Genomic DNA, 21,228 nt, shown 5'->3' with positions numbered 1-21,228 from the left:
AAAAAAGTAGATGTAGCAAAATAGATGAAATCAATTGGACGTATTTAAAATTCTCTTAACTGACTGTTTGGCTTTAGCCAGACAATATCTTTAATAACGCCTCGCTGCATAAGCAGGTTTAACACTTTTTTAACACTTTCCTCCAAAGTTAATTCATGAGTATTTACAACCAGCTCAGGCATTCCTGGTGTTTCGTATGGGGAACCAATACCCGTAAAAAAAGGGATTTTTCCAGCCCTGGCTTTTTTATACAGACCTTTTACATCTCTTTGTTCGCAAGTTTCGATGGGGCATTGGCAATATATTTCCAAAAAATCACCGTGCGGAACTCGTTTTCTGGCGTCATCACGATCTGCTTTAAAGGGTGAAATAAAAGCCGCTAAGGTAATAACACCCGCTTCTATCATTAACTTTGCCAACTCACTAACACGCCTGATATTTTCAATCCGATCACTATCACTGAAGTCCAAATCGCCGCACAATCCATGTCGAACGTTATCACCATCAAGCACAATAGTTGAAATACCGACTTTATGTAAATATTCTTCTACTGCATGAGCCAACGTAGATTTACCAGACCCGGATAATCCGGTAAACCAGATGATAACACTTTTATGTTTATGCAGTGCTTCCCTGTCGGCGCGTGTTATGGTCGCATGATGCCATAAAGTATTTGTGCTTTTTTTTGTCATTGGATTTGATAATGTACCTAAATATTAATTAACCAGACCTTAAGTATATTTTTTTGCAAAGGCTGCAATAAATATTGGCAACTCAGCAAGAGGCAGATGATTAACGCCTGCTGCGCCTTTACGACCTCCACCTGTGGCAAAGGATGAACATAACTCATCAGCTCCCACTTTATTGGCTATTGGTGCCCTGACACTAACCTGATAGCCACCTTGTGAATTATAACTTAAGACGGCATGAGCACGTGTTGGACTTTCATTGGCCAGTTGATTACCGAATACACCGCTAATTCGTCTGGCCCAAAAGGCATCCGGCAAAATATAGACGCTAACAGTAGCAGTTTGATATTCAGGCTTAATATTCCGCGCATGACTCATATCATCTTTATATCCCGTCAATAATTGTTCATAAATAATTTGATTATCAACGATAAAGTCAAAAGGTGATGAATAAGGAACTAATTCACGATAAAGCGCATCCGGTGCAAAATGTAAATCACTAATACAGTTACCATAACCGTTATAGTTAATATAAATGCCCAAATTTTTAAGTTGCTGAAGTTGGTAGTCAGATAATGACAAGCTTTGGGCAGCCTGTTCTGCGCTGTCAATCAGGTTATCGCCAAAAGCTGCAGTTACCGCCCATGCCCGGTATTTTCCGCCAAGATATTGATCAACCAGTAAACTGGTACAGGTATTTGCTGCGGTATTGATAATCGTTTTGAGATTGGGGTGTTGCGGAATGTCACCTGACTCGTGGTGATCGACATAAAATACGGTAGCACCTTGCCGGAGAATTCTATCCAGGGCGATGTGATTTTTTTTTAAAGAAATATCCAATACGGTAACAGAATCATTTTTTTGAACGATCAGATCTTTTAATAATTGAATATCCCTTTTTACACCGGTAACCAACCTGGATTGAGCCGGTTGCGCCAAACGCAACTGCACAAGAGCACAGATACCATCAGCGTCGCCATTAAATATATCAATCTGCAAGCTTTTCTCCTTTTTTCATGTTGGGTTTATTTTACTCGATGAATATGTCAATTGAAAAACATCATAACTGGAAAAGCTTTATTGCCTGTAGAATGCCGGTAATAAAAACAAATTATTCTGTTACTAATGACCACTCACTCCTCCTATGTAAATTTACGTTTTATTTCCGAATCTTTTAAACGTTTTTTACCCAATTCCCAAGCTGTTTCACTGGTAATTATATTGATTGTCAGTTTTGCACTCATTTATTCCTTATCCAGTATATTAATGCCTGTTTTTGCATCTATTGTGCTGGCCTATTTACTGGAAGGACTGGTGGGCAAGTCAGAAGATTTAGGAATGTCACGTTTACCTGCAGTATATCTAATTTTTTCAGGTTTTATGGCTTGCTTGGGTTTTTTATTGTTTTATTTGATGCCTATCGTTTCTCAACAAGCTGTCGAACTTATTCAAAATATTCCGGAAATTATTAACAGTGCCAAAACGGGGGTTATGCGTTTACCTGAAATGTATCCAAAATTGATTTCAGAAAGCAAATTTCAACTAATGTTGTTTGCAATTCAGCGAGAATTATTAACTTATGTTCAAAATGGCTTGTTGTCGCTTTCAGCCGCCTCAGTCGTCGGCATAGTTAGCGCAATGATTTATTTGTTTTTGGTACCCATGATGGTTTTTTTCTTTTTGAAAGATAAAAAGACATTAATTACCTGGTTTTTGCAATTTATGCCAAAGAACAGAAATCTGACTGTACGGGTATGGAAAGAAGTTGATATTCAGATTGGTAATTATGTGCGCGGCAAGTTTGTCGAAATATTTATTCTCTGGTTTGTCAGTTACGCAACTTTCGCAACAATGGATCTGAATTATGCCATGCTACTGGCTGTATTAATGGGCTTACAGGTAATTATTCCTTATATTGGCGCAACGTTGGTGACTTTTCCGATACTTGGTGTCGCTTATTTTGAGTGGGGCTTAAGTGGTGATGATTTTATGTACATAGTTATTGCATACTCGATTATCCAGGCTTTAGATGGCGTTGTGTTAGTACCGGTATTATTTTCTGAAGCTGTTAACTTGCATGCTATCGCGATTATCGTCGCTATTTTGTTTTTTGGAGGCGTATGGGGCTTTTGGGGAGTGTTTTTTGCTATTCCCTTGGCAACTGTCGTTAAAGCGGTTTTAACTGCATGGCCACGCATTGATGATAAAACTTTGGAGACTAATTAGCCGATACCGACTTACTTAAAAGGCTAATTACCCATTAAGGTTTCAACATGAACAGCAACACTCGTCGCTAGTGCTTCAAGGTTATAACCACCTTCCAATGTGGAAATAATTCTGCCATGACAATAGCGGTCAGCAATATGCATCAATTCTTGGGTAAGCCAACGAAAATCATCTTCTATTAGTTTAATTGATGATAACGGATCATCTTTATGAGCATCAAAGCCGGCTGAAACAAGCAATAATTCGGGTTTGAAATTTCTTAATGCCGGTAAAATAATACTGGTGTATTTTTTTCTGAATTCGATACCGCTATCACCTGCGGTGAGAGGGACATTAACAATGTTACCAACACCAATTTCTGTTGGATAACCTGTCCCGGGATAATTGGGCATCTCATGACTGGATGCATAGAGAACATTGGGTTGATTATAAAAAGCCGCTTGTGTGCCATTGCCATGATGGACATCAAAATCGACAATTGCAATACGCTCCAGATGATAATGACGGCGCGCATATTCAGCGGCAATCGCGACATTATTAAACAAGCAAAAACCCATCGCCAAGTCCGGTTCGGCATGATGGCCGGGCGGGCGCACCGCACAAAAAGCATTGTTTGCCTTGCCCGTCAGAACGTTATCAATGGCATCACAAACAGCACCTACCGCACGAAAAGCGGCCTCTTTTGATCCAGACGACAATACCGTGTCATGATCCAGATAATATTCGCCTTGTTTGGGTATTGCTGCCAGAATACCCTCAATATGAAACAATGGATGAATCAGCCTGATTTGCTGTTCGGTACCCAGTGGTGCCAGCATTCTGATTAAATCTGAAAACTCCGGAGCCTCCAAGGCACTGGTTATGTTTCTAAGTCGATCAGGACATTCAGGGTGACCTTTACCAGTTTCATGAAAAAGAAAATCCGGGTGGCTATAATAGAGTGTTGTCATAACATCTCGCTTTGGAATAAATAACCAACTTAAAGATATTAATTCACCACGAAGACACGAAGTTCACTAAGAAAAACCAAACCAAAATCTTCGTGTCTTCGTGGTGAAATGTCTTAAGTTGATGTCTAGGAAGCTGTCCGGGAATAGAAAACCTACTGCGGAAAAGCCATTTCGGCCAGATTTTCCGCTCATTTTTGTTAAATAGAACAACTATTCGCCTCAAATGACCAAAAAATCTGACTCAAAATGGCTTTCCCTCGCTACGACTCCTATTCTCGGACAGCCTCCTAGCGCACCACCCCCGGATTAATTTTAGTACAATCCCAACTGCAACTGTGCCACTTCCGACATCATTTCCCTGGACCAGGGCGGATCAAGAACAACTTCTACATCAACACTGGCAACACCCGGCAACGCACGAATACATTTTTCTACATCGCCCTGTATAACCGGCCCCATACCACAACCAGGAGCCGTTAAGGTCATCATAATATGGACGGCGTTTTTATCATCATCCACAGGCTTTACGTTACAGTAATAAACCAGGCCGAGATCAACAATATTTACCGGAATTTCCGGGTCATAAACCGTTTTCATCACTTCCCAGCAATTTTTTTCAACAGCTTCAGGACTGGTTTCTGATACCAATGTATGTAATTCAAGATGCTCTTTACCCAAAGCATCGGCATCGACACCGGCAATACGCACCATATGACCACGGTCGGTAACAACCGTGTAGTTATTACCAAGAGACTGGTGGATAGTCACTTGCTCGCCTTGTTTTAAAATATCAGGCGTACCGTCAGGGATGGTAACAATATTAACGTCCCTGGTTAAAACAAAGCTTTCTCGTTCTGCCATAATAATAAATTATAAGTGAAAGGTTGGGGCCTCAATCGTCTGGCCGGTTACACCAATACTTTGAGAGCCAAATAAGTAAAGGTAAGCGGGGATTAATGATTCCATAGTAGGTAATTTGGCTTTATCTTCTGCCGGATAGGCCCGTTTTCTTAAGGGTGAATCAACAGCGCCGGGTACCAAGATATTTACCCGAATTTTGTTGGCAGCTTCCAGCTCTTCAGCCAGTATTTTAGCCAAACCCTCCATGGCTATTTTGGACACGCCATAAGCACCTGAGTAAGCGTGCGCTTTTCTGGCAGAAGAATCAGACGTGAAGACAATAGAGGCGTGTTGACTTTTTTCCAGTACGGGCAACAACATACGGGTTAATATAAAAGCGGCATTTAAATTCACGTTTAAAGTATGCCCCCACTCCTTGGTACCAAATTGGCAGAGCGGCGTAAAAGAGCTGAATTCTACTGCTGAATGTAGCAGTCCTTGCAAGGAACCGTATTCTTCATTAATTTTATTGGCCAATTCCTGGTACTCGTTTTCATTGGCACCAGCAAGATCAAACGGATAAATAACCGGTTCGGGCGCATTTGCCGCCAAAATTGCATCGTAAACCGCTTCCAATTTGGCAATATTTTTATCCAGTAAAATAACGTGAGCGCCGTTTTTTGCCAATGCCAAAGCCGCTGTACTGCCAAGACCACCGCCAGCGCCAGTAATTAAAATAACGTGATGTTTTAGTGTCATAGTGCAGCGCGTATCCAGATTGCCAGTTGTTCAGGAGATTCAATCAGGGCATCAGCACCCCATGTTTCCGGCATATCGCCAGGATTAATGTAACCATAAAGAGCAGCCAGTGTTTTCATTTGGGCATTTTTTCCCGCCGTAATATCATGAGGTGCATCACCGATATAAACACATTCCTGCGGATTAACACCGGCTTTTTTGCAGGCAGCCAACATAGGTTCGACATGAGGCTTAGGGTTTCCCGTCGTATCTCCGCTGATGATGCAAGCAGCCCTATCTGTAAGCTTTAAAGCGGCCATCAGCGGATTGGTAAATCGTTCGCGCTTATTGGTCACTACGCCCCATTTCAGCCCGTGCGCTTCAATAGCATCAAGCGTGTCTAACATGCCGTTAAAAAAAACCGTGTGTTCGGCAATATTATTTTGATAAAAATCAAGCATGGTTTCCAAAATATCGGCCCGGAGCGCTTCTGTTATGGATTTATGCAAACTATTATTAATCATCGCAACAGCACCAAATGAAATACACGGCTTGACTGCCGCCGCAGTAACCGTCATAAAGCCATGCTGGCTTAAGGCTTTATTCAAACATAAAACCAGATCGGGCGCGGTATCGACCAAAGTACCGTCAAGGTCAAATAACACACAGGATAATTTGAAATCAGTCGACATCAGAACCTTTATTCCGTACGTTTAAAAGTAGCGATGTAATTAACATCAATGTCTTTTCCGAGGTTAAACTGTTTATTAAACGGATTGTATTCAATCCCGACCATGCCTTGTAACTCAAGACCTGCAGCACGTGCCGACTGACTTAGCTCAGAGGGTTTGATAAAAGTTTTATAATCATGCGTACCTTTAGGCAACATCTGCAGAACATGCTCCGCTGCAAGTATCGCTAATAAATAGGCTTTAGGTTTACGGTTGAGCGTGGAAAAAAATACCATACCGCCAGGTTTCACCAAAGTAGCACAAGCAGTAATGATTGAACCGGGATCAGGCACATGTTCGAGCATTTCCATACAAGTAACATGATCAAAGCTTTCAGGCTGTTGCAATGCCAAGGCTTCAGCGCTTATTTTTTGATAATGTGCATTGACGCCCGACTCCAGACCATGCAAATCAGCAATATCAATCAATTCTTCACTGAGATCAATACCCAAGGCATCAACACCGAGTTTGGCCAAACCTTCAGTTAAAATACCGCCACCGCAACCCACATCGACAATGCGTTTACCGGCAACATCAGCATAACGCTGAATAAATTGCAGTCGTAACGGGTTGATATCATGGAGGGTTTTAAACTCTCCTTGCATATCCCACCAGCGCTCGGCCATTGAGCCAAATTTATTGATTTCGTGCAAGTGTACGTTGTCTTTTGCTGTCATCGTGCTAAACCGTTTTTTGTGTTGATATAGTTTACTATAATACTGGGTTATTCGTCATGTGTTGTTGTAACGAACGTTATTTTTTTAAGACAGCAAGCAAAATAACCGGCCGTCTTGAACACTAATCCGCTGCTTGTTCAAGTGCCTGAATTTTTGCTTCCATTAGCTTTATTCTTTTTAGTAGTTCAGGCAGTTTACTGAGTGCAATCTGCTCTTTATAAGCGGTTTTTTTGTCTTTTGCCGGACTACCAAAAACCTGAGTGCCGGCCTTTACATCACCTGCTACGCCGGAACGCGCCATTACCACAGCGCCTTGACCAATGGTGACATGATCTGCTACCCCTGAACTACCCGCCAGAATGGCATAATCTTCAATATTACAGGAGCCGGAAATACCGGTCAGGCCACACATAATGACGTTTTTCCCAACCTTGTTATTGTGGCCAATTTGCACCAAATTATCTATTTTAGTCCCTGATCCTATTAGCGTACTTCCCAGTGCACCTCTATCAATACAGGTATTGGCACCTATCTCAACATTATCATCAATAACCACATTACCTACTTGAGGCACCTTAACGTGGACATTATTTCTAAATTTATAACCAAAGCCGTCAGCGCCAATAATAGAACCTGAATGAATAATGACATTATTCCCTACCACAACATCATCGTAGATAACGGCATAGGGATAAATCTTGCAATTTTTCCCCATGGTTACATTATTACCCACATAAACGCCTGCCAGTATTGTACTGCCATCGCCTATGACGGCATTTTCACCAATCACGGCAAAAGGTCCGATACAAACATCAGTCCCCAATGTTACATTATGTTCAAGCACTGCCTGAGGTGAAATATTCTTAGCATAAACCCTTGCTGGATGCAATAACTCGACTGCCTTGATAAAACTGATCTCCGGATCAGCGCAAATCAGCAATGCCAAAGATTCAGGTATGTTATCAACGGCAAATCCTTCAGCAATAAAACAGGCTGAAGCAGTTGAGTTTTTGATATGCTGAACATACCGACTACTGGTTAACTGGGTAACCTGCCCCTCTTGTGCCGCCGTAATATCGGCTGCAGAATAAATAGCTGTAGATAAATCGCCCCCTACAATCCGGGCATCACAAAAATCGGCAAGCTCTTTTAAGGTAATTGGCATAGGTGTCTCTGTGGTTGTTTTGTAAAGTGTAGTGTATCAAATACCGCTATTCATTGGCTTTCTATAGTGTTTTCACGACCTGAATCCGGATAACAACCGATTAATTGCGCTCCCAGCTTCCTGACTTACCACCATCTTTCTGTAGCAACTGTACGGACTGGATGACCATGCCACGGTCGACGCCTTTGCACATATCATAAATAGTGAGCAAAGCAATTTGAGTAGCACACAAGGCTTCAATTTCTACGCCGGTCTGACCGCTGGTTTTTACTGTGGTTTGGCAGCGAATACGGTTTTTTTCAGCTTCAACCGTCAAATTTACTTCTACATGCGTGATGGATAGAGGATGGCAAAGCGGAATTAAATCTGCCGTTTTTTTACTGGCCATAATACCGGCAATTCTGGCTATAGCCAGCACATCGCCTTTTTTATGTTCACCGCGAAGAATTATCTGCAGCGTTGCCGAAAGCATTTCAATATAACCTTCAGTAATAGCGGTACGTTGAGTAATTGCTTTTCCGCCGACATCGACCATATGCGCTTCGCCAGCCTGATTAAAATGCGGTGTGTAAGTCATGTGTGTAAAATAGATAATGAAAAAAAGTGTTTTATTATCTATTGTTTCTTTAGCCCCGTGAATCATTATGTCAATTAAAGTACGTTACTTTGCCAGCTTAAAAGAAAGCGTGGGTCGCCCTGAAGACCAACTAACCGTTTTAAGCTTACTAACTGTTCATGAAGTCTGGAATTGTGCCAACCCTGAGAAATCATTACCCGACAACATCCTGGCAGCAGTAAATATGGACTATGTTGACTTGGATTACCTCGTTAAAGATGGCGATGAGGTGGCTTTTTTTCCACCAGTTACCGGAGGTTAAAAATGACCATAAAAATTACTACCCAAGCATTTGATCCCTTTCAAGAAATTCAAACTTATCAAGCGGATAAAATAGACAATATCGGCGCTATTGGTGCAACCAGTATTTTTATAGGTACCATGCGTGACTTTAATGAAGGTGTCACGGTTAAAGGTATGACTCTGGAATACTATCCCGGCATGACTGAAAAACAGCTGGAAAAAATTATTCTTGAAGCACAGCAGCAATGGCAACTGCTTGATAGCCTGGTCATTCATCGGGTGGGCGATATTTTGCCAACTGATGCCATCGTTTTGGTTGCTGTATGGTCATCCCACAGAGGCGATGCCTTTGATGCCAGTCGATATATTATGGAAGCCTTAAAATCAAAGGCACCATTTTGGAAAAAAGAACTATTGATAACTGCAGATGAGCGCTGGGTTACGCATAATAGTAATGGCTTCAAGCCTGATTAAATGACCAACAGTAACGGACCAGCTTCTTAATGGTCTTAACAAACTGTTGCTGCTTTCGCGTTGAAAACAGCTAAAAAAAATCTGAATATAGCCATCAATCTTATGAAAATGCTGCAGCTAATAATTTCGACCCTGTTACTTACAGCCTTGTCGGGCTGTATGCCAATGACTTATCCACCTGGGGCAAAAAATACTACCGCCAGCCTCAGTGAAAATAATTTCCTGACTGAAGACGGTGCCAATTTACCCTTTCGCCATTGGCTGCCAAAAACTGATCCGCAGGCCATACTAATAGCATTGCACGGCTTTAATGATTACAGTTTGTTTTTTCAACGGCCGGGGGAATATTTCAGCCAACACGGTATAGCCAGTTTTGCTTACGATCAACGTGGCTTTGGTGCCGCCCCAAAACGTGGTTTGTGGGCAGGAACTCAAGCCTATACTGACGATTTACTGACAATGGTGCAACTGATAAAACAACGTTACCCCAATCGTCCCGTTTATCTGCTCGGTGAAAGCATGGGCGGTGCCATTATCATCAATGCCATGAGCCAGCCCGGCATGCCGGTTGTCGATGGCATTATTCTTGTCGCTCCGGCATTGTGGGCAAGGTCAACCATGCCCTGGTATCAAACCAGCTTGCTTTGGACACTGGCACATAGCTTGCCATGGCTAACGCTGACCGGTAAAGGCGTGCAAGTTATGCCCTCGGATAATATTGAAATGCTCAGGGCTTTGGGCCGTGACCCTTGGGTTATCAAAGCAACCCGGGTAGAAACCGTCTACGGATTGACCGATTTGATGGATGAGGCATTTAATAGTGCCACGCTGCTGCACGGAAATACCTTGATGCTTTATGGTGAGAAAGACGAAATTATTCCCAAGCAACCGACCTACCAATTTTTGCATAAATTTCTCGCGACGAATGCGACAGAAAAAACCGTAGCATTTTATCAACAAGGCTATCACATGTTATTGCGCGATTTACAAGCCCCCACTGCTTGGAAAGATATTACGGCATGGATCGGTAGTAAATCCAAAATACTTCCTTCCGGTGCGGATAACAGAGCGCGCGAACTATTAGTAGGACTGGTTCCGCAAACAACCCAAAAAAAAGATTAACATCATCGCCTAATTATATCTGTTCCCAAAAAATAAATAGTTCTCTAAAAAGCCGTTTTAGCTACAATTATTACGACAAAACCCCATCTATAAAGCCATAGGATTCAAGAGCCTTAATATCGCTAGGTCATTTAAAATACCTTGCGTATCAGGACAAAAAAAGCGTAAGGTTAGCGTTAGAGCATCAAGTCTAAAAACTTAATATTAGTAGTACAACATAAGCTTATCACCCAATAAATTATCCATACCCTATTGCTCACTGAAAGAGTGATTAATAAAATTTCAATGTTCTTTACATTCCTGTGAGGAGATTAAAATGAGTTGTCCACAAAATAAAAACAATACTGCCGCTTCTTTTAAAAAAATTTATGAGGATGAGTTAAATGTACTGAAAAAAGGAAAGGACGATCCACTGATCGGCCTGGCTCTCTCAGGAGGCGGTATCCGCAGTGCAACTTTTAATCTGGGAGTCATTCAGGGACTGGCCAAAAATAAGGTATTTGATAAATTTGACTACTTGTCAACGGTTTCAGGTGGTGGCTATATAGGAAGTTGGTTATCGGCATGGATTTATCATAAATCTCAACAAGAGGATGTCCAGGATTTTATTAAAAGTGACAAAACAACATCAATTCAGGACGATTTAATAGACAGCATTGACGCTAACTCCCTACAGTCTAAGCCAGTCAAGTTTCTAAGAAACTATAGTAATTATCTGACTCCGCACGCCAGCCTTTTCAGTATGGACACCCTGTCTGCTGTCGCCAACTATACTCGTAACCTTATTCTGAATCAGAGCATGCTGATACTTACCTTGGCACTGGTTTTGATGATCCCGAAATTTATACAAAAATCAGGCGATTTATTACTACAAAACGACTATTTTTGGTGTGTTTTTGGTATTGATGCGTTACTTTTATTCGTAGCCGTCATGATAATATCATTTAACCTGGCAGGTCTCACAAGCGAATCGGAAGAGACGATACCTCCCTCAAAAAAAACGGCGTCAACTATATTTACTGGTTTCATAAAAAGTAGGTTAACCAGCTTGGGTATTTTTATTTTCATCGTGTTACCTGTCATTGTCAGTGGCTGGCTTACAGCACTCATTATGGCCAATCTCGCCAAAGAACTGACAGAAGAAAGGCGCCTGATTATATTTTTAGGTACCGGCGCTATTTACCTCTTATTCTGGGCATTAGGCTATTTATTTAGCTATTTTAAGACTCAATACCTGAATAAACGGTCTAAAGAAGCCGGCAAATCAAGCGAATGGACAAAAAATTCTATCAATATTGACTGGAAAAAGCTTTTGGAATGGGCAGCCTTCACTTTTATTGCAGGCTGTATTGGTGGCGGTTTTTTTCTTGCGGTAATTCATCTCCTTGCCCCACAGGATTCGGTAATTGTTCATTGGCTGGTCGTTGTTTTTGGTCCGCCTGTAGTCGTGTTGATATTTTCTTTAATGGTAGTCTTTCATATTGGCTTGATGGGACGAGAGTTTTCCGTTTCCCAGCATGAGTGGTGGAACAGGCTCGCTGCTCCACTGATTACAGCTATGGCCGCCTGGTTGGGTATTTTTGCAATAGTGGTATTTGGTCCGCCTGCTTTAGACTGCTTGGATATTTATTTATCCGCCACACTTACTACGGGTTGGCTTGCCAGCACTATTGCAGGGGTTTTAGCGGGGAAAAGCAGTGCGACCAGCGGTGAAAAAGGCAATAATCCAAGTTTGGAACTTGTCGCTCAAATAGCCCCCTACATTTTTGTCATCGGTCTGTTAATTGCAGTTTCATACGGTTTGCAATGGGCTTACTCAATCAACTGTATTGACAAGCAGGCCGCAACTTTTGCCGAGCTGGTTAGAAGTGGATTGGAATGTATGGATCAAGTGACAGGGAAATCATTAATTGTTGGTTTTGCAATTATTTTTTCTGTGGTGGCAGTATTGGCATGGCGCGTCAAAATCAATTTATTTTCGCTACATAATTTTTACCGTAACCGCTTGACTCGCGCTTATCTTGGCGCATCCAGACCCCAACGCAAGCCTCACCCCTTTACAGGTTTCGACGAAAAAGACGATATTGCTCTTTCTGCATTGGCCAAACAACGCCCTTACCACATCATTAACGCTGCTATTAATTTCACTGATGGTCAAGAGTTAGCCGTTCAAGATCGAAAAGCCACCTCGTTTGTATTTACTCCTCAATATTGCGGGTATCAAGACAAAACCAATAAAGAATCAGGCTTTTATCGTGAAAGTAAGGAGTATGGACACTATGAACCAGACGATGATGGTTTTCGCCTTGGATCTGCGGTCGCTGTTTCCGGCGCAGCTGTCAGCCCAAGTATGGGTTATCACTCGTCTCCCCCAGTCGCCTTCTTACTGACGATGTTCAACGTGAGACTGGGGCGATGGTGCGGTAATCCTGGAAAAGAAAGCAACGCCTGGACAGAGTCAGATCCACCGTTTGGATTCTGGTATTTATTATGTGAACTGTTCGGTTATTCCAGCCTAAACTCCGAATTTGTTAATCTCAGCGACGGAGGTCATTTTGAAAACCTGGGTTTGTACGAACTGGTGCGTCGCAAATGTAATCATATTGTGGTCTGTGATGCCGGAGTCGATAAAGACTACAATTTTGAAGATTTAGCCGGTGCAATACGCAAATGCCGAACGGACTTCGGGGTAGAAATCGAATTTGAATATCTGGATGATTTACGTCATAAGCAACCAGATAGCCGTTACAGCAAAAAACATTATGCGAGAGGTACTATCGATTACGGAAGCTATTGCAAAGACAGAAGAGGAACACTCATTTTACTGAAACCATCCCTTACCGAGACAGGATTGCCTTCGGATGTAAAGAATTATGCAGACATGGAAAAGAGCTTTCCCCAGCAATCCACAGCCGACCAGTGGTTTGACGAGGCGCAATTCGAAAGTTATAGAAAGCTTGGCTTCCACGTTGTACAGTCGCTTTTTGATGATAAGCAAGCGTATGACTTAATCTGACACAGAGCTTAATTAAAATAGGCTACCCATTTAAAACGGAATAATTTAAGGTGAAGCCTTTTTGTTTGTCCTGTCTAAAGTGGGTAGCCATTAAAATATAAACCATCAATCAATTACACTCGGATCAAGCTAACTTCTCATTAGTTTCAGGCAACAAATGAAATTAATGTAAAAATTTCGTGCCCGTCTTGATTCCTTGGGTTAAATTGATGTCTATGAACTTGTCGGCAAACCATGCATTTTAAGCGTATCGTAACAAAGCCCTCACCCTTGAAGATTCGGGTGAGGACTTTTTATCTTAAAGAATTTATTATATATTGTCATCTACCTGGTTTTGGGCTTATAGGCTTTCCAGTCTGCAACCATCACTGGAACACGCCGCAAAAAAAATCCTATTTTTGAGAAATAACCATCATGCAACCTTTTACCAATATTCGCGCACTCATCATTGATATGGATGGTGTTTTATGGCACGGTACACAGCCGATACCAGGGTTAAACGAGTTTTTTCAAACTCTGGATGATCTGCAAATTCGCTTCATCCTGGCGACTAATAATGCCAGTTTAACGCCAGACCAATATGTAACCAAGCTGGCACAAATGGGCGTAACCGTTACTCAACAACAAATTTTAACTTCGGGGACTGCCACAGCGCTATACCTGAGCAAGCAGGTTAATCCGGCTGAAACACGCGTGTTTGTTATCGGCGTGGACGGCGCTACGCAACCGCTTATTGATCATGGTTTTACGCTAACCGGACTCTATGAAGTCAATAATGACAGTGATGCTGTCAAAAAAGGCGCTGATATTGTCGTCTGTGGCAAAGATGAAACCCTGACTTGGGACAAACTGGCAACAGCCACACTGAATATTCGCGCCGGTGCAAAATTCATTGGCACCAATGCCGATACCACGCTACCCACAGAACACGGCATCACCCACGGTAATGGGGCAATTCTGGCAGCGCTTGAGGTTTCCACTGGCGTAACACCGACCATTATCGGCAAACCGGAACCCATTATTTATCAACAGGCTCTCGCCTTATTGGGCGTCGAACCCGATAAAACGGTAGCCATCGGTGATCGTCTGGAGACTGACATTCTTGGTGCAGTTCGTACCGGCATCCGCAGCATCATGGTGTTAACAGGAATATCCACTGAAGACGATTTAAAAACAGCTGATTATCAGCCAACCTGGGTTATGCCCGATATTAGCGCCATAACGAAGGCGTTGCGAGATCAAGCTGTATTATAACGACCAAAGCGTATCAAAGTTATAAAGACCTTCGTTGATTAAACGACATTATTTTCTGTAGGGCGTGCCATGCGCGCCTTGAAAAATAAAGCGCGCATGGCACGCCCTACTTAATTCAGAGCTCTATAAAATCCCTGTTGACCGAAACGGTTTACCCTAAACACCTGTATAAAGTCTTTCAAGATAAAAGCATTTCATATTTTTCTTCTTGTTATTGATGCCTTCGTGGTGAAATATCTATTACCCGTGCTATAACATAATAAAAAAACAAATATCAGGAGTCGCCGCCATGAAAAAATTCATCAATTCAATCGATACGTTACGTGACGAAAGCTTGCTCGGTTTTTCCAAAGCGCATGCCGATATTATCCAACTCAATACCCAACCGCATTTCATCAGCCGCATAAATTCAACCAGATCCGGCAAGGTTGCTTTAATTTCTGGCGGTGGCTCGGGACATGAACCCCTGCATACCGGTTTTGTCGGCCAGGGTATGTTGGATGCCGCTTGTCCCGGCCAGATATTTACTTCCCCCACCCCCGATCAAATGTTGGCTGCTGCACAAGCAGTCGAAAATGGCGGCGGTGTGTTATTTATTGTCAAAAATTATGCCGGCGACGTGATGAATTTTGAAATTGCCGCCGAGATGCTGGATTGCCCTAATGCAACCATTCTGGTGAGCGATGATGTTGCTTTACCGAAAACACATAGTATCGGACGACGCGGGGTAGCGGGCACATTAATTATCGAAAAAATGGTCGGCGCGGCCGCAGAAAACGGCGCTGACTTGGCAACCTGTCAGGCATTGGGTAATAAAATCAACAATGTCACTGCCTCAATAGGCGTGGCATTAAGTAGCTGTACTGTACCCGCACTGGGAAAACCTACCTTTAACATCAGTGATACTGAAATGGAAATGGGCGTAGGAATTCATGGCGAACGTGGACGAGAAACCCTGAAGTTAACCAGTGCTACAGAAATTGTCGAGCACTTGGCCGGTATGATTGATGAGGAATTAAAACCAAAAAAAAAACAGTCGGTATTACTGCATGTGAACGGATTCGGTGCTACGCCGCTGATGGAACTGTATCTGATGTATGATCTGGCCGCCCAATTTTGGGAAAAACGCGGTATCAAAATAGCCCGCTCCTTGGTTGGCAACTACACAACATCCATTGACATGGCCGGTTGTTCCATAACGTTGAGCGTACTTGATGAAGAACTTTTACGCCTGTGGGATGCTCCCGTTCATACCGCAGCTTTACGCTGGGGATGCTAACTGTTTGGTTAAAACGTCAACGATTGCACAAATCATTAGTTGACCGGTTTTAGCGCCAGCATCAATATGACCACGACTACGCTCCTCCAAAAAAGAGGCCCGGCCTTTGGTCGCAAGCATATCGCGGGTCGACTCCATTCCCTTGATGGCGACCTGCGATACCTTGGTTAACACGTCAGGTAACATTACCGAATTTTCCGCTGCTGTTCGCAAGTAATCCGCTACGGGAATAAAAACATCAAGCATGGTTTTTTCGCCGGCAACTGCCTTACCGCGTTGCTTAACCGCCTCTACGCCATGGCTAAAAATATCGGCAAAGCCTTGCTGATCCAAAGATTGTTCACGCGCCGCTTTGCTTAAAGCAATAAATAAAGTGCCATATAATGAACCGGATGCACCACCCACAGCTGACATTAATGTCATACCGATTTTCTGGAAAGCAGCCACCCAGTCCAATTGACTTAATTCTTGGCGTTGAAGCATCAGTGCATTAATGCCACGCTGTAAATTAATGACATGATCGCCGTCACCAATCGCTTGATCTAAAGCGGTTACTTCTTCAGCATTTTTTTCGATCACATCAGCTATAACTTCGATCAGTTGCGGTAATAATGCAGGCGTAAGTTTCATGGCGACTTCCAGCTCATCAAGTATTTTAAAATCTGAAGCTTACCCTTCAATTCGCACCGTTGTCCATTAGTAAATATGAAAAGTATATGGTATCGATTATAATCCTTGACCTTCAGAGCGGTTTTTATTGTTACGCATGATATAATTTAAGTCGATAAAAACCGGATTTTTCATGTTATACCTACTCATTATTAAACAGCTTAAAAACAACATGGAAAAACTGCCCGGCTCAAGTCTGCGGCGACTACCTTAAAATACCCTACCAACACCATAACGACAAAAACTGTTCATCTCCGATAAAGTTGAGCCGTTTATTATAGAGTGCTGTCCCGCTCTACATAACCCTCTGTTAATTTATTCGCGCACACAATCTAACCCTATGAAATTTATTGATTTTTCTGCCTTTTATTGCAAGATTTCTGTATTACTTTTTTTATTGTTGCTTGGCTTTTTTGGCTCAACCGAGACATGGGCTAAAAAAGTTGCCCCAGCCAGAGAGCAAAATGGCACAGCACTTGAAATTACTAAAGGGACGTTACAAGCCAATATTGAGGCTATCAATAACAGGCAAGGACTTGATGAGGCGCTTAAAGCCAAAGTACTGTCTACCTATCAATCTGCACTGGATAATCTAAGTAACAGCGAGAACTTTAAGGCGCGAATCGTTGAATTTAATCAAGCGATAAAACAAGCACCACAAAAAACCAAACAGCTGCAAAAAGAAATTGAACAGACCCTGCTACAAGTATCCAAACAAAAACTCGAAGATTTTACCCGAATACCTACTGAAGAACTCGATCAACGATTAATCATTGAAAAAGCAAAAATAAGTGCTTTAGACGAACAAATAGGCAAATTGGAAAATGAGTTGGCTTTGCAACAGACCCGCCCCCAACTTATTCGCGAAGAGATGGTAACAGCAAAACAGGATTTTGAAGCCATACAAAGTAAGTTGGCAGGTTCGTCCAATAAAACCGGTTCAAAACTTGAAAGCGAAGCAGAACAGATCTATTTAAAAACACAGCTTGCTTCACGTGCAGCAGAACTAAAAATGTTGGATAGTGAGGCCATCAGTAATCCGATCAGAGTCGAATTACTTAATACGGATTTTCGATTATTGGATATTCAAAAAAATGCCCTACTCCCTGCCATTTCGGCCATAGAAAATGTGTTAACTGACCGGAGACAACAGGAAGTTAAAGAGATGCAGGATGCACTCAGCCAAGCAGAAAAAGAACTGTCTGGAAAGCACCCCCTTATTCAAGCGATAAGTCGGGAGAACATTCAATACACACGAGACTTGCAGGCAATTACCGCAAAAATCGATAGCTATACCGAGCAAAAAACCAGATTGGATGCACAAGCTAATGAAATTGATAATGACTTTAAGAGTGCGGAAAAAAAAATCAGCTTGGCTGGTTTAAGTCCGGTACTCGGCAAAATCTTGCGTGAACAAAGACGTAATTTAACGACCCAAGATCAAGCCACCATACAGTCAGAAAGTATTCAGGATGAAACAGCAGCAACCAGCCTTGAACAATATAAGGATGAATATAAGCTAAAACAACTCGCAGATATTGATGCAGATTTGCAGGAGATCATGGAGAATCAGGTTGATCATAACCTTCCTGTAGCGGAACGCATGATGATACAAGCTGAATTGCGGGTATTACTGAACAACCAGAAAGAATTGCTTAATAAATTGGCTAGTGATTACATCACGTATCTACGCACATTAGGTGACTTTGATTTTGCCAGACAACAAATGGTTAAACAGGCCACCAAGTTTGCCGCTTATCTGGATGAAAATTTATTGTGGGTAAAAAGCTCCAATGCCATTGACACTGATTATGCCGTAGGGCTGTTTAATTCAACAAAATGGCTGTTATCACCGCTAAATTGGCTTGCATTGACTAAAGATGTACTTAAGGTAGCGACACAACAGCCATTTTTTATGGTCATCGGCATACTGGGTTTAGTATTGCTATACTTGGGCAAAAATTGGGCAAAAAAACAGCTACTGATTATCTCGGTTAAAATTGAAAAAATTTATACCGATACTTTTAATTATACCTTACAAGCATTAGCGTATACGCTAATCGTGGTATTACCGGTACCGCTGCTTAGTTATTATTTAGGCTGGTGCTTAACCAATAACATTCATATTATTGATTTTACCCGGGCAATTGGCGAAGGCTTAAAAAGTGCGGCAATACCGCTACTTTTTCTGCAATTTTTTTATCGCCTGTTTGCCGATGACGGTATCGCACGTAAACATTTTCGCTGGAAAAAAACTAACACCAGTTTATTGCGTAAACAAATTGGCTGGGTACGCTTTTTCGTTGTGTTGGCGATATTTATTATCAACACTACAGCTGCCTCGAAAGAACCCATATATAGCGATAACCTCGGGCGTCTGGCATTTATCATTAATATGCTGGCACTGACGATTTTTTTGGGTCGATTACTCAATCCTGCTCATGGCTTATTACAAGGCATCATCAAAAATAATCCTGATGGTTGGTTAACCAAATTCCGTTATATCTGGTATCCAACAGCTATTTTTACACCGCTAATCATTATTGGTTTTGCTGTTACAGGCTATTATTTAAGCGCACTGGAACTACAAGATCAATTGGTTTTATCTCTGCGCCTGATTTTTGTGATGGTCCTTATTAATGAAATGGTCATTCGTTGGTTAACAGTGATTAATCGGCAGTTAGCCATAAAAAATGTCATGCAAAAACGCAAGGCGGCAGAACTTAACGAAAAACAACCTGTAGCAGGGGTAGAAGATCCTGTTTTGCCTATTGATGAACAACTTATCGACATTCCTAAAATCAATGCCCAAACCATAAAACTACTTAACGTATTTATAACCTTAAGTTTGATTATCGGTATTTGGATAATCTGGAAAAATATCTTACCCGCATTTTCCTTTCTGGAACGTATTGTACTCTGGCAGCATGTGGTAACAATTGATAATCAGCAAAGTTATCAACCGATAACCTTAATCAATCTGATGTGGTCGGGATTATACTTTTTTTTAGCGGTAGTTTCGGTCCGAAATTTCCCCGGGGTTATGGAATTATTGGTATTTAGACGCTTGGCTATAGAAACAGGAGGGCGTTATGCGGTTAACCAGTTGGCAACCTATGTATTGATTACTATAAGTTTTGTTAGTATAGCTAATGAGCTTGGCGGTAGTTGGTCTCAGGTACAATGGCTGGTCGCCGCTCTCAGTGTCGGACTGGGCTTTGGTTTACAGGAAATTTTTGCCAATCTGGTATCAGGGATTATCCTGCTGTTTGAGCGCCCAATACGCGTCGGTGATACGGTAACGATTGGTAATGTTACCGGTAAAGTCTGTCGTATTAAAATGCGTGCCACCACACTAATCGACTTTGATGCAAAAGAACTGATTATTCCCAATAAAACCTTTATCACCAGTCAGTTGAATAATTGGACATTAAGCGACACCGTAACCCGTATCGTGGTTCCCATTGGCATTGCCTACGGTTCTGACATTGAACTGGCGCATAAAGTGATGGTTGATGCCGTACAATCAATGCCGCTTATTCTCAAAGACCCGGCACCGGCAGTATTGATAGATAGTTTTGGCGATAGTTCCTTAAATTTTTCGATTCGATTTTTTGTCAGTGAGCTGGCAAACCGGTTACCTGCGACACATGAGTTACATATTCTTCTTGAAAAAGGCTTGCGCGAAAATAAAATAGAAATTCCATTTCCGCAACGGGATATCCATATTCGTTCTGTCCCACAAGAATACGGCACAATAAATCCTGAAATCAAGAAAACAGTTGAACCTAATTCACCTCCGGTTCAAAGCAGTTTTAATCCGGCTTTATTCGAATAAAAACCGCCAAGAATATGCTGAAAAATAAAACTTCGGACAGCTTTCTCTCTTCTTGGTCGTTTTATAATCGCTTTGGTGGTCTTTTTAGTCGCAGCTACAAAGTGGCGGCAAAGTTAATCATGAGCAAGTTGCCGATAAGCACCGGAATAATATAAAAGAGGTTCTCCCGTACGAAAAATACACTCGTGGACTTCACCAATAATTATCCAGTGAGTGCCGGCAAGCACCTTATCAACAACTTTGCAATCCAGGGATATCAAACTATGGTTTAGCAAAGGTGAGCCGGTAATACCGGCTATCCAATCAGTGTTTTCGAAGCGCTGTTGTTGATTGGCACCGCCAGCAAATTGGTTAGAAAGGTCTTGTTGATCTGAACCTAAAATATTAACGGCAAAACTTTGGCTTTCCTGGATACCTTCACCCGTATCCGCTGCGTTATTAATACAAACCAATACTTGCGGTGGGTTAACTGAAACACTTGAAAATGCGGTTACTGTCATACCTTGATTGCCGAATTTTTCGGAATGGGTAGTCACAACCGTGACGCCACTTGCCCAAAGTTGCAAAGCCTTTTTAAAATCATCAACACTAACAGTCATTTAGCTCTCCGCTTATTCGCTATATTTATATAATTCTGTTTCTTTGGATTTAAAAAAACAGCTATTCAAGCACTTTATGTTTATTCAACCGTTATGGTACAA

The 21,228-nt window shown here is 42.0% G+C and carries 19 protein-coding genes; 8 read left to right on the top strand and 11 right to left on the bottom strand.

Going from position 1 to position 21,228, the window contains the following annotated elements:
* Positions 1-44 precede the first annotated feature (44 nt).
* A complete protein-coding gene (gene cysC / locus N7974_RS08050) occupies positions 45-692 on the bottom strand; it encodes an adenylyl-sulfate kinase (RefSeq protein ID WP_262965112.1) in 648 nt (215 codons plus the stop codon).
* 39 nt (positions 693-731) lie between these two features.
* Positions 732-1,688, bottom strand: coding sequence for a DHH family phosphoesterase (locus N7974_RS08045; protein ID WP_262965111.1), 957 nt, complete (start codon positions 1,686-1,688; stop codon positions 732-734).
* A 126-nt stretch (positions 1,689-1,814) separates the two neighbouring features.
* Here N7974_RS08045 and N7974_RS08040 point away from each other — a divergent pair, with 126 nt between their 5' ends.
* A complete protein-coding gene (locus tag N7974_RS08040; RefSeq protein ID WP_243218252.1) occupies positions 1,815-2,915 on the top strand; it encodes an AI-2E family transporter in 1,101 nt (366 codons plus the stop codon).
* A 23-nt stretch (positions 2,916-2,938) separates the two neighbouring features.
* Here the strand turns inward: N7974_RS08040 and N7974_RS08035 are convergent, their stop codons facing one another.
* The 7 genes from N7974_RS08035 to moaC form a co-directional block, all read right to left on the bottom strand.
* Positions 2,939-3,865, bottom strand: a complete 927-nt coding sequence (locus tag N7974_RS08035; protein WP_262965110.1) for a histone deacetylase family protein — start codon at positions 3,863-3,865, stop codon at positions 2,939-2,941.
* A 312-nt stretch (positions 3,866-4,177) separates the two neighbouring features.
* Positions 4,178-4,726 (bottom strand): putative Fe-S cluster assembly protein SufT, encoded by a 549-nt coding sequence (sufT, locus tag N7974_RS08030; protein ID WP_243218254.1) that lies wholly within the window; start codon positions 4,724-4,726, stop codon positions 4,178-4,180.
* A gap of 9 nt (positions 4,727-4,735) precedes the next feature.
* Entirely contained in the window at positions 4,736-5,464 is a 729-nt protein-coding gene (locus N7974_RS08025) for an SDR family NAD(P)-dependent oxidoreductase (RefSeq protein ID WP_262965109.1), read from the bottom strand.
* Positions 5,461-6,135 carry an HAD family hydrolase gene (locus tag N7974_RS08020; protein WP_243218256.1) on the bottom strand — a complete coding sequence of 225 codons (675 nt, stop codon included), beginning with the start codon at positions 6,133-6,135 and terminating at the stop codon, positions 5,461-5,463. Before N7974_RS08020 ends, N7974_RS08025 begins: the two co-directional genes overlap by 4 nt.
* A gap of 8 nt (positions 6,136-6,143) precedes the next feature.
* Positions 6,144-6,851: a bifunctional 2-polyprenyl-6-hydroxyphenol methylase/3-demethylubiquinol 3-O-methyltransferase UbiG gene (ubiG, locus tag N7974_RS08015; RefSeq protein ID WP_262965108.1), complete on the bottom strand. Its 708-nt coding sequence runs from the start codon at positions 6,849-6,851 to the stop codon at positions 6,144-6,146.
* A gap of 121 nt (positions 6,852-6,972) precedes the next feature.
* Positions 6,973-8,016 (bottom strand): UDP-3-O-(3-hydroxymyristoyl)glucosamine N-acyltransferase, encoded by a 1,044-nt coding sequence (lpxD, locus tag N7974_RS08010; protein WP_262965107.1) that lies wholly within the window; start codon positions 8,014-8,016, stop codon positions 6,973-6,975.
* A gap of 100 nt (positions 8,017-8,116) precedes the next feature.
* Complete coding sequence (gene moaC, locus N7974_RS08005; RefSeq protein WP_262965106.1) at positions 8,117-8,593, bottom strand: cyclic pyranopterin monophosphate synthase MoaC; 477 nt, start codon at positions 8,591-8,593, stop codon at positions 8,117-8,119.
* A 67-nt stretch (positions 8,594-8,660) separates the two neighbouring features.
* Between moaC and N7974_RS08000 the strand changes: the two genes are divergently transcribed.
* From N7974_RS08000 to dhaK, 6 genes are all read left to right on the top strand, one after another.
* Positions 8,661-8,894 carry a MoaD/ThiS family protein gene (locus N7974_RS08000; protein ID WP_243218260.1) on the top strand — a complete coding sequence of 78 codons (234 nt, stop codon included), beginning with the start codon at positions 8,661-8,663 and terminating at the stop codon, positions 8,892-8,894.
* Between the two features lie 2 nt (positions 8,895-8,896).
* Positions 8,897-9,349 (top strand): molybdenum cofactor biosynthesis protein MoaE, encoded by a 453-nt coding sequence (locus N7974_RS07995; protein ID WP_243218261.1) that lies wholly within the window; start codon positions 8,897-8,899, stop codon positions 9,347-9,349.
* A 159-nt stretch (positions 9,350-9,508) separates the two neighbouring features.
* Positions 9,509-10,471: an alpha/beta hydrolase gene (locus tag N7974_RS07990; RefSeq protein ID WP_262965169.1), complete on the top strand. Its 963-nt coding sequence runs from the start codon at positions 9,509-9,511 to the stop codon at positions 10,469-10,471.
* A gap of 316 nt (positions 10,472-10,787) precedes the next feature.
* Positions 10,788-13,487, top strand: a complete 2,700-nt coding sequence (locus N7974_RS07985; protein WP_262965105.1) for a patatin-like phospholipase family protein — start codon at positions 10,788-10,790, stop codon at positions 13,485-13,487.
* 414 nt (positions 13,488-13,901) lie between these two features.
* Positions 13,902-14,741 (top strand): HAD-IIA family hydrolase, encoded by an 840-nt coding sequence (locus N7974_RS07980; RefSeq protein WP_262965104.1) that lies wholly within the window; start codon positions 13,902-13,904, stop codon positions 14,739-14,741.
* A gap of 289 nt (positions 14,742-15,030) precedes the next feature.
* Positions 15,031-16,020 (top strand): dihydroxyacetone kinase subunit DhaK, encoded by a 990-nt coding sequence (gene dhaK, locus N7974_RS07975; RefSeq protein WP_262965103.1) that lies wholly within the window; start codon positions 15,031-15,033, stop codon positions 16,018-16,020.
* On the opposite strand, the gene dhaL is transcribed toward dhaK, so the two are convergent.
* Positions 16,003-16,650, bottom strand: a complete 648-nt coding sequence (gene dhaL, locus N7974_RS07970) for a dihydroxyacetone kinase subunit DhaL (protein ID WP_262965102.1) — start codon at positions 16,648-16,650, stop codon at positions 16,003-16,005. The two genes, dhaK and dhaL, sit on opposite strands and share 18 nt — an antisense overlap.
* Positions 16,651-17,029: 379 nt before the next feature.
* Between dhaL and N7974_RS07965 the strand changes: the two genes are divergently transcribed.
* Positions 17,030-20,527 carry a mechanosensitive ion channel domain-containing protein gene (locus N7974_RS07965; RefSeq protein ID WP_262965101.1) on the top strand — a complete coding sequence of 1,166 codons (3,498 nt, stop codon included), beginning with the start codon at positions 17,030-17,032 and terminating at the stop codon, positions 20,525-20,527.
* 113 nt (positions 20,528-20,640) lie between these two features.
* On the opposite strand, the gene N7974_RS07960 is transcribed toward N7974_RS07965, so the two are convergent.
* Positions 20,641-21,126 (bottom strand): flavin reductase family protein, encoded by a 486-nt coding sequence (locus tag N7974_RS07960; protein ID WP_262965100.1) that lies wholly within the window; start codon positions 21,124-21,126, stop codon positions 20,641-20,643.
* Between the last annotated feature and the right edge of the window lie 102 nt (positions 21,127-21,228).

The organism is Methylobacter psychrophilus, from assembly GCF_025583945.1.
GTDB lineage: Bacteria > Pseudomonadota > Gammaproteobacteria > Methylococcales > Methylomonadaceae > Methylobacter_C > Methylobacter_C psychrophilus.
This window is presented reverse-complemented; position numbering and strand designations above follow the sequence as displayed.

What these genes read in the sequence shown, in the direction of transcription:
- cysC (WP_262965112.1), bottom strand. Translation starts at nt 692, where the DNA reads ATGACAAAAAAAAGCACAAATACTTTATGGCATCATGCGACCATAACA.
- N7974_RS08040 (WP_243218252.1), top strand. Translation starts at nt 1,815, where the DNA reads ATGACCACTCACTCCTCCTATGTAAATTTACGTTTTATTTCCGAATCT.
- N7974_RS08035 (WP_262965110.1), bottom strand. Translation starts at nt 3,865, where the DNA reads ATGACAACACTCTATTATAGCCACCCGGATTTTCTTTTTCATGAAACT.
- sufT (WP_243218254.1), bottom strand. Translation starts at nt 4,726, where the DNA reads ATGGCAGAACGAGAAAGCTTTGTTTTAACCAGGGACGTTAATATTGTT.
- N7974_RS08025 (WP_262965109.1), bottom strand. Translation starts at nt 5,464, where the DNA reads ATGACACTAAAACATCACGTTATTTTAATTACTGGCGCTGGCGGTGGT.
- N7974_RS08020 (WP_243218256.1), bottom strand. Translation starts at nt 6,135, where the DNA reads ATGTCGACTGATTTCAAATTATCCTGTGTGTTATTTGACCTTGACGGT.
- ubiG (WP_262965108.1), bottom strand. Translation starts at nt 6,851, where the DNA reads ATGACAGCAAAAGACAACGTACACTTGCACGAAATCAATAAATTTGGC.
- lpxD (WP_262965107.1), bottom strand. Translation starts at nt 8,016, where the DNA reads ATGCCAATTACCTTAAAAGAGCTTGCCGATTTTTGTGATGCCCGGATT.
- moaC (WP_262965106.1), bottom strand. Translation starts at nt 8,593, where the DNA reads ATGACTTACACACCGCATTTTAATCAGGCTGGCGAAGCGCATATGGTC.
- N7974_RS08000 (WP_243218260.1), top strand. Translation starts at nt 8,661, where the DNA reads ATGTCAATTAAAGTACGTTACTTTGCCAGCTTAAAAGAAAGCGTGGGT.
- N7974_RS07995 (WP_243218261.1), top strand. Translation starts at nt 8,897, where the DNA reads ATGACCATAAAAATTACTACCCAAGCATTTGATCCCTTTCAAGAAATT.
- N7974_RS07990 (WP_262965169.1), top strand. Translation starts at nt 9,509, where the DNA reads ATGCCAATGACTTATCCACCTGGGGCAAAAAATACTACCGCCAGCCTC.
- N7974_RS07985 (WP_262965105.1), top strand. Translation starts at nt 10,788, where the DNA reads ATGAGTTGTCCACAAAATAAAAACAATACTGCCGCTTCTTTTAAAAAA.
- N7974_RS07980 (WP_262965104.1), top strand. Translation starts at nt 13,902, where the DNA reads ATGCAACCTTTTACCAATATTCGCGCACTCATCATTGATATGGATGGT.
- dhaK (WP_262965103.1), top strand. Translation starts at nt 15,031, where the DNA reads ATGAAAAAATTCATCAATTCAATCGATACGTTACGTGACGAAAGCTTG.
- dhaL (WP_262965102.1), bottom strand. Translation starts at nt 16,650, where the DNA reads ATGAAACTTACGCCTGCATTATTACCGCAACTGATCGAAGTTATAGCT.
- N7974_RS07965 (WP_262965101.1), top strand. Translation starts at nt 17,030, where the DNA reads ATGAAATTTATTGATTTTTCTGCCTTTTATTGCAAGATTTCTGTATTA.
- N7974_RS07960 (WP_262965100.1), bottom strand. Translation starts at nt 21,126, where the DNA reads ATGACTGTTAGTGTTGATGATTTTAAAAAGGCTTTGCAACTTTGGGCA.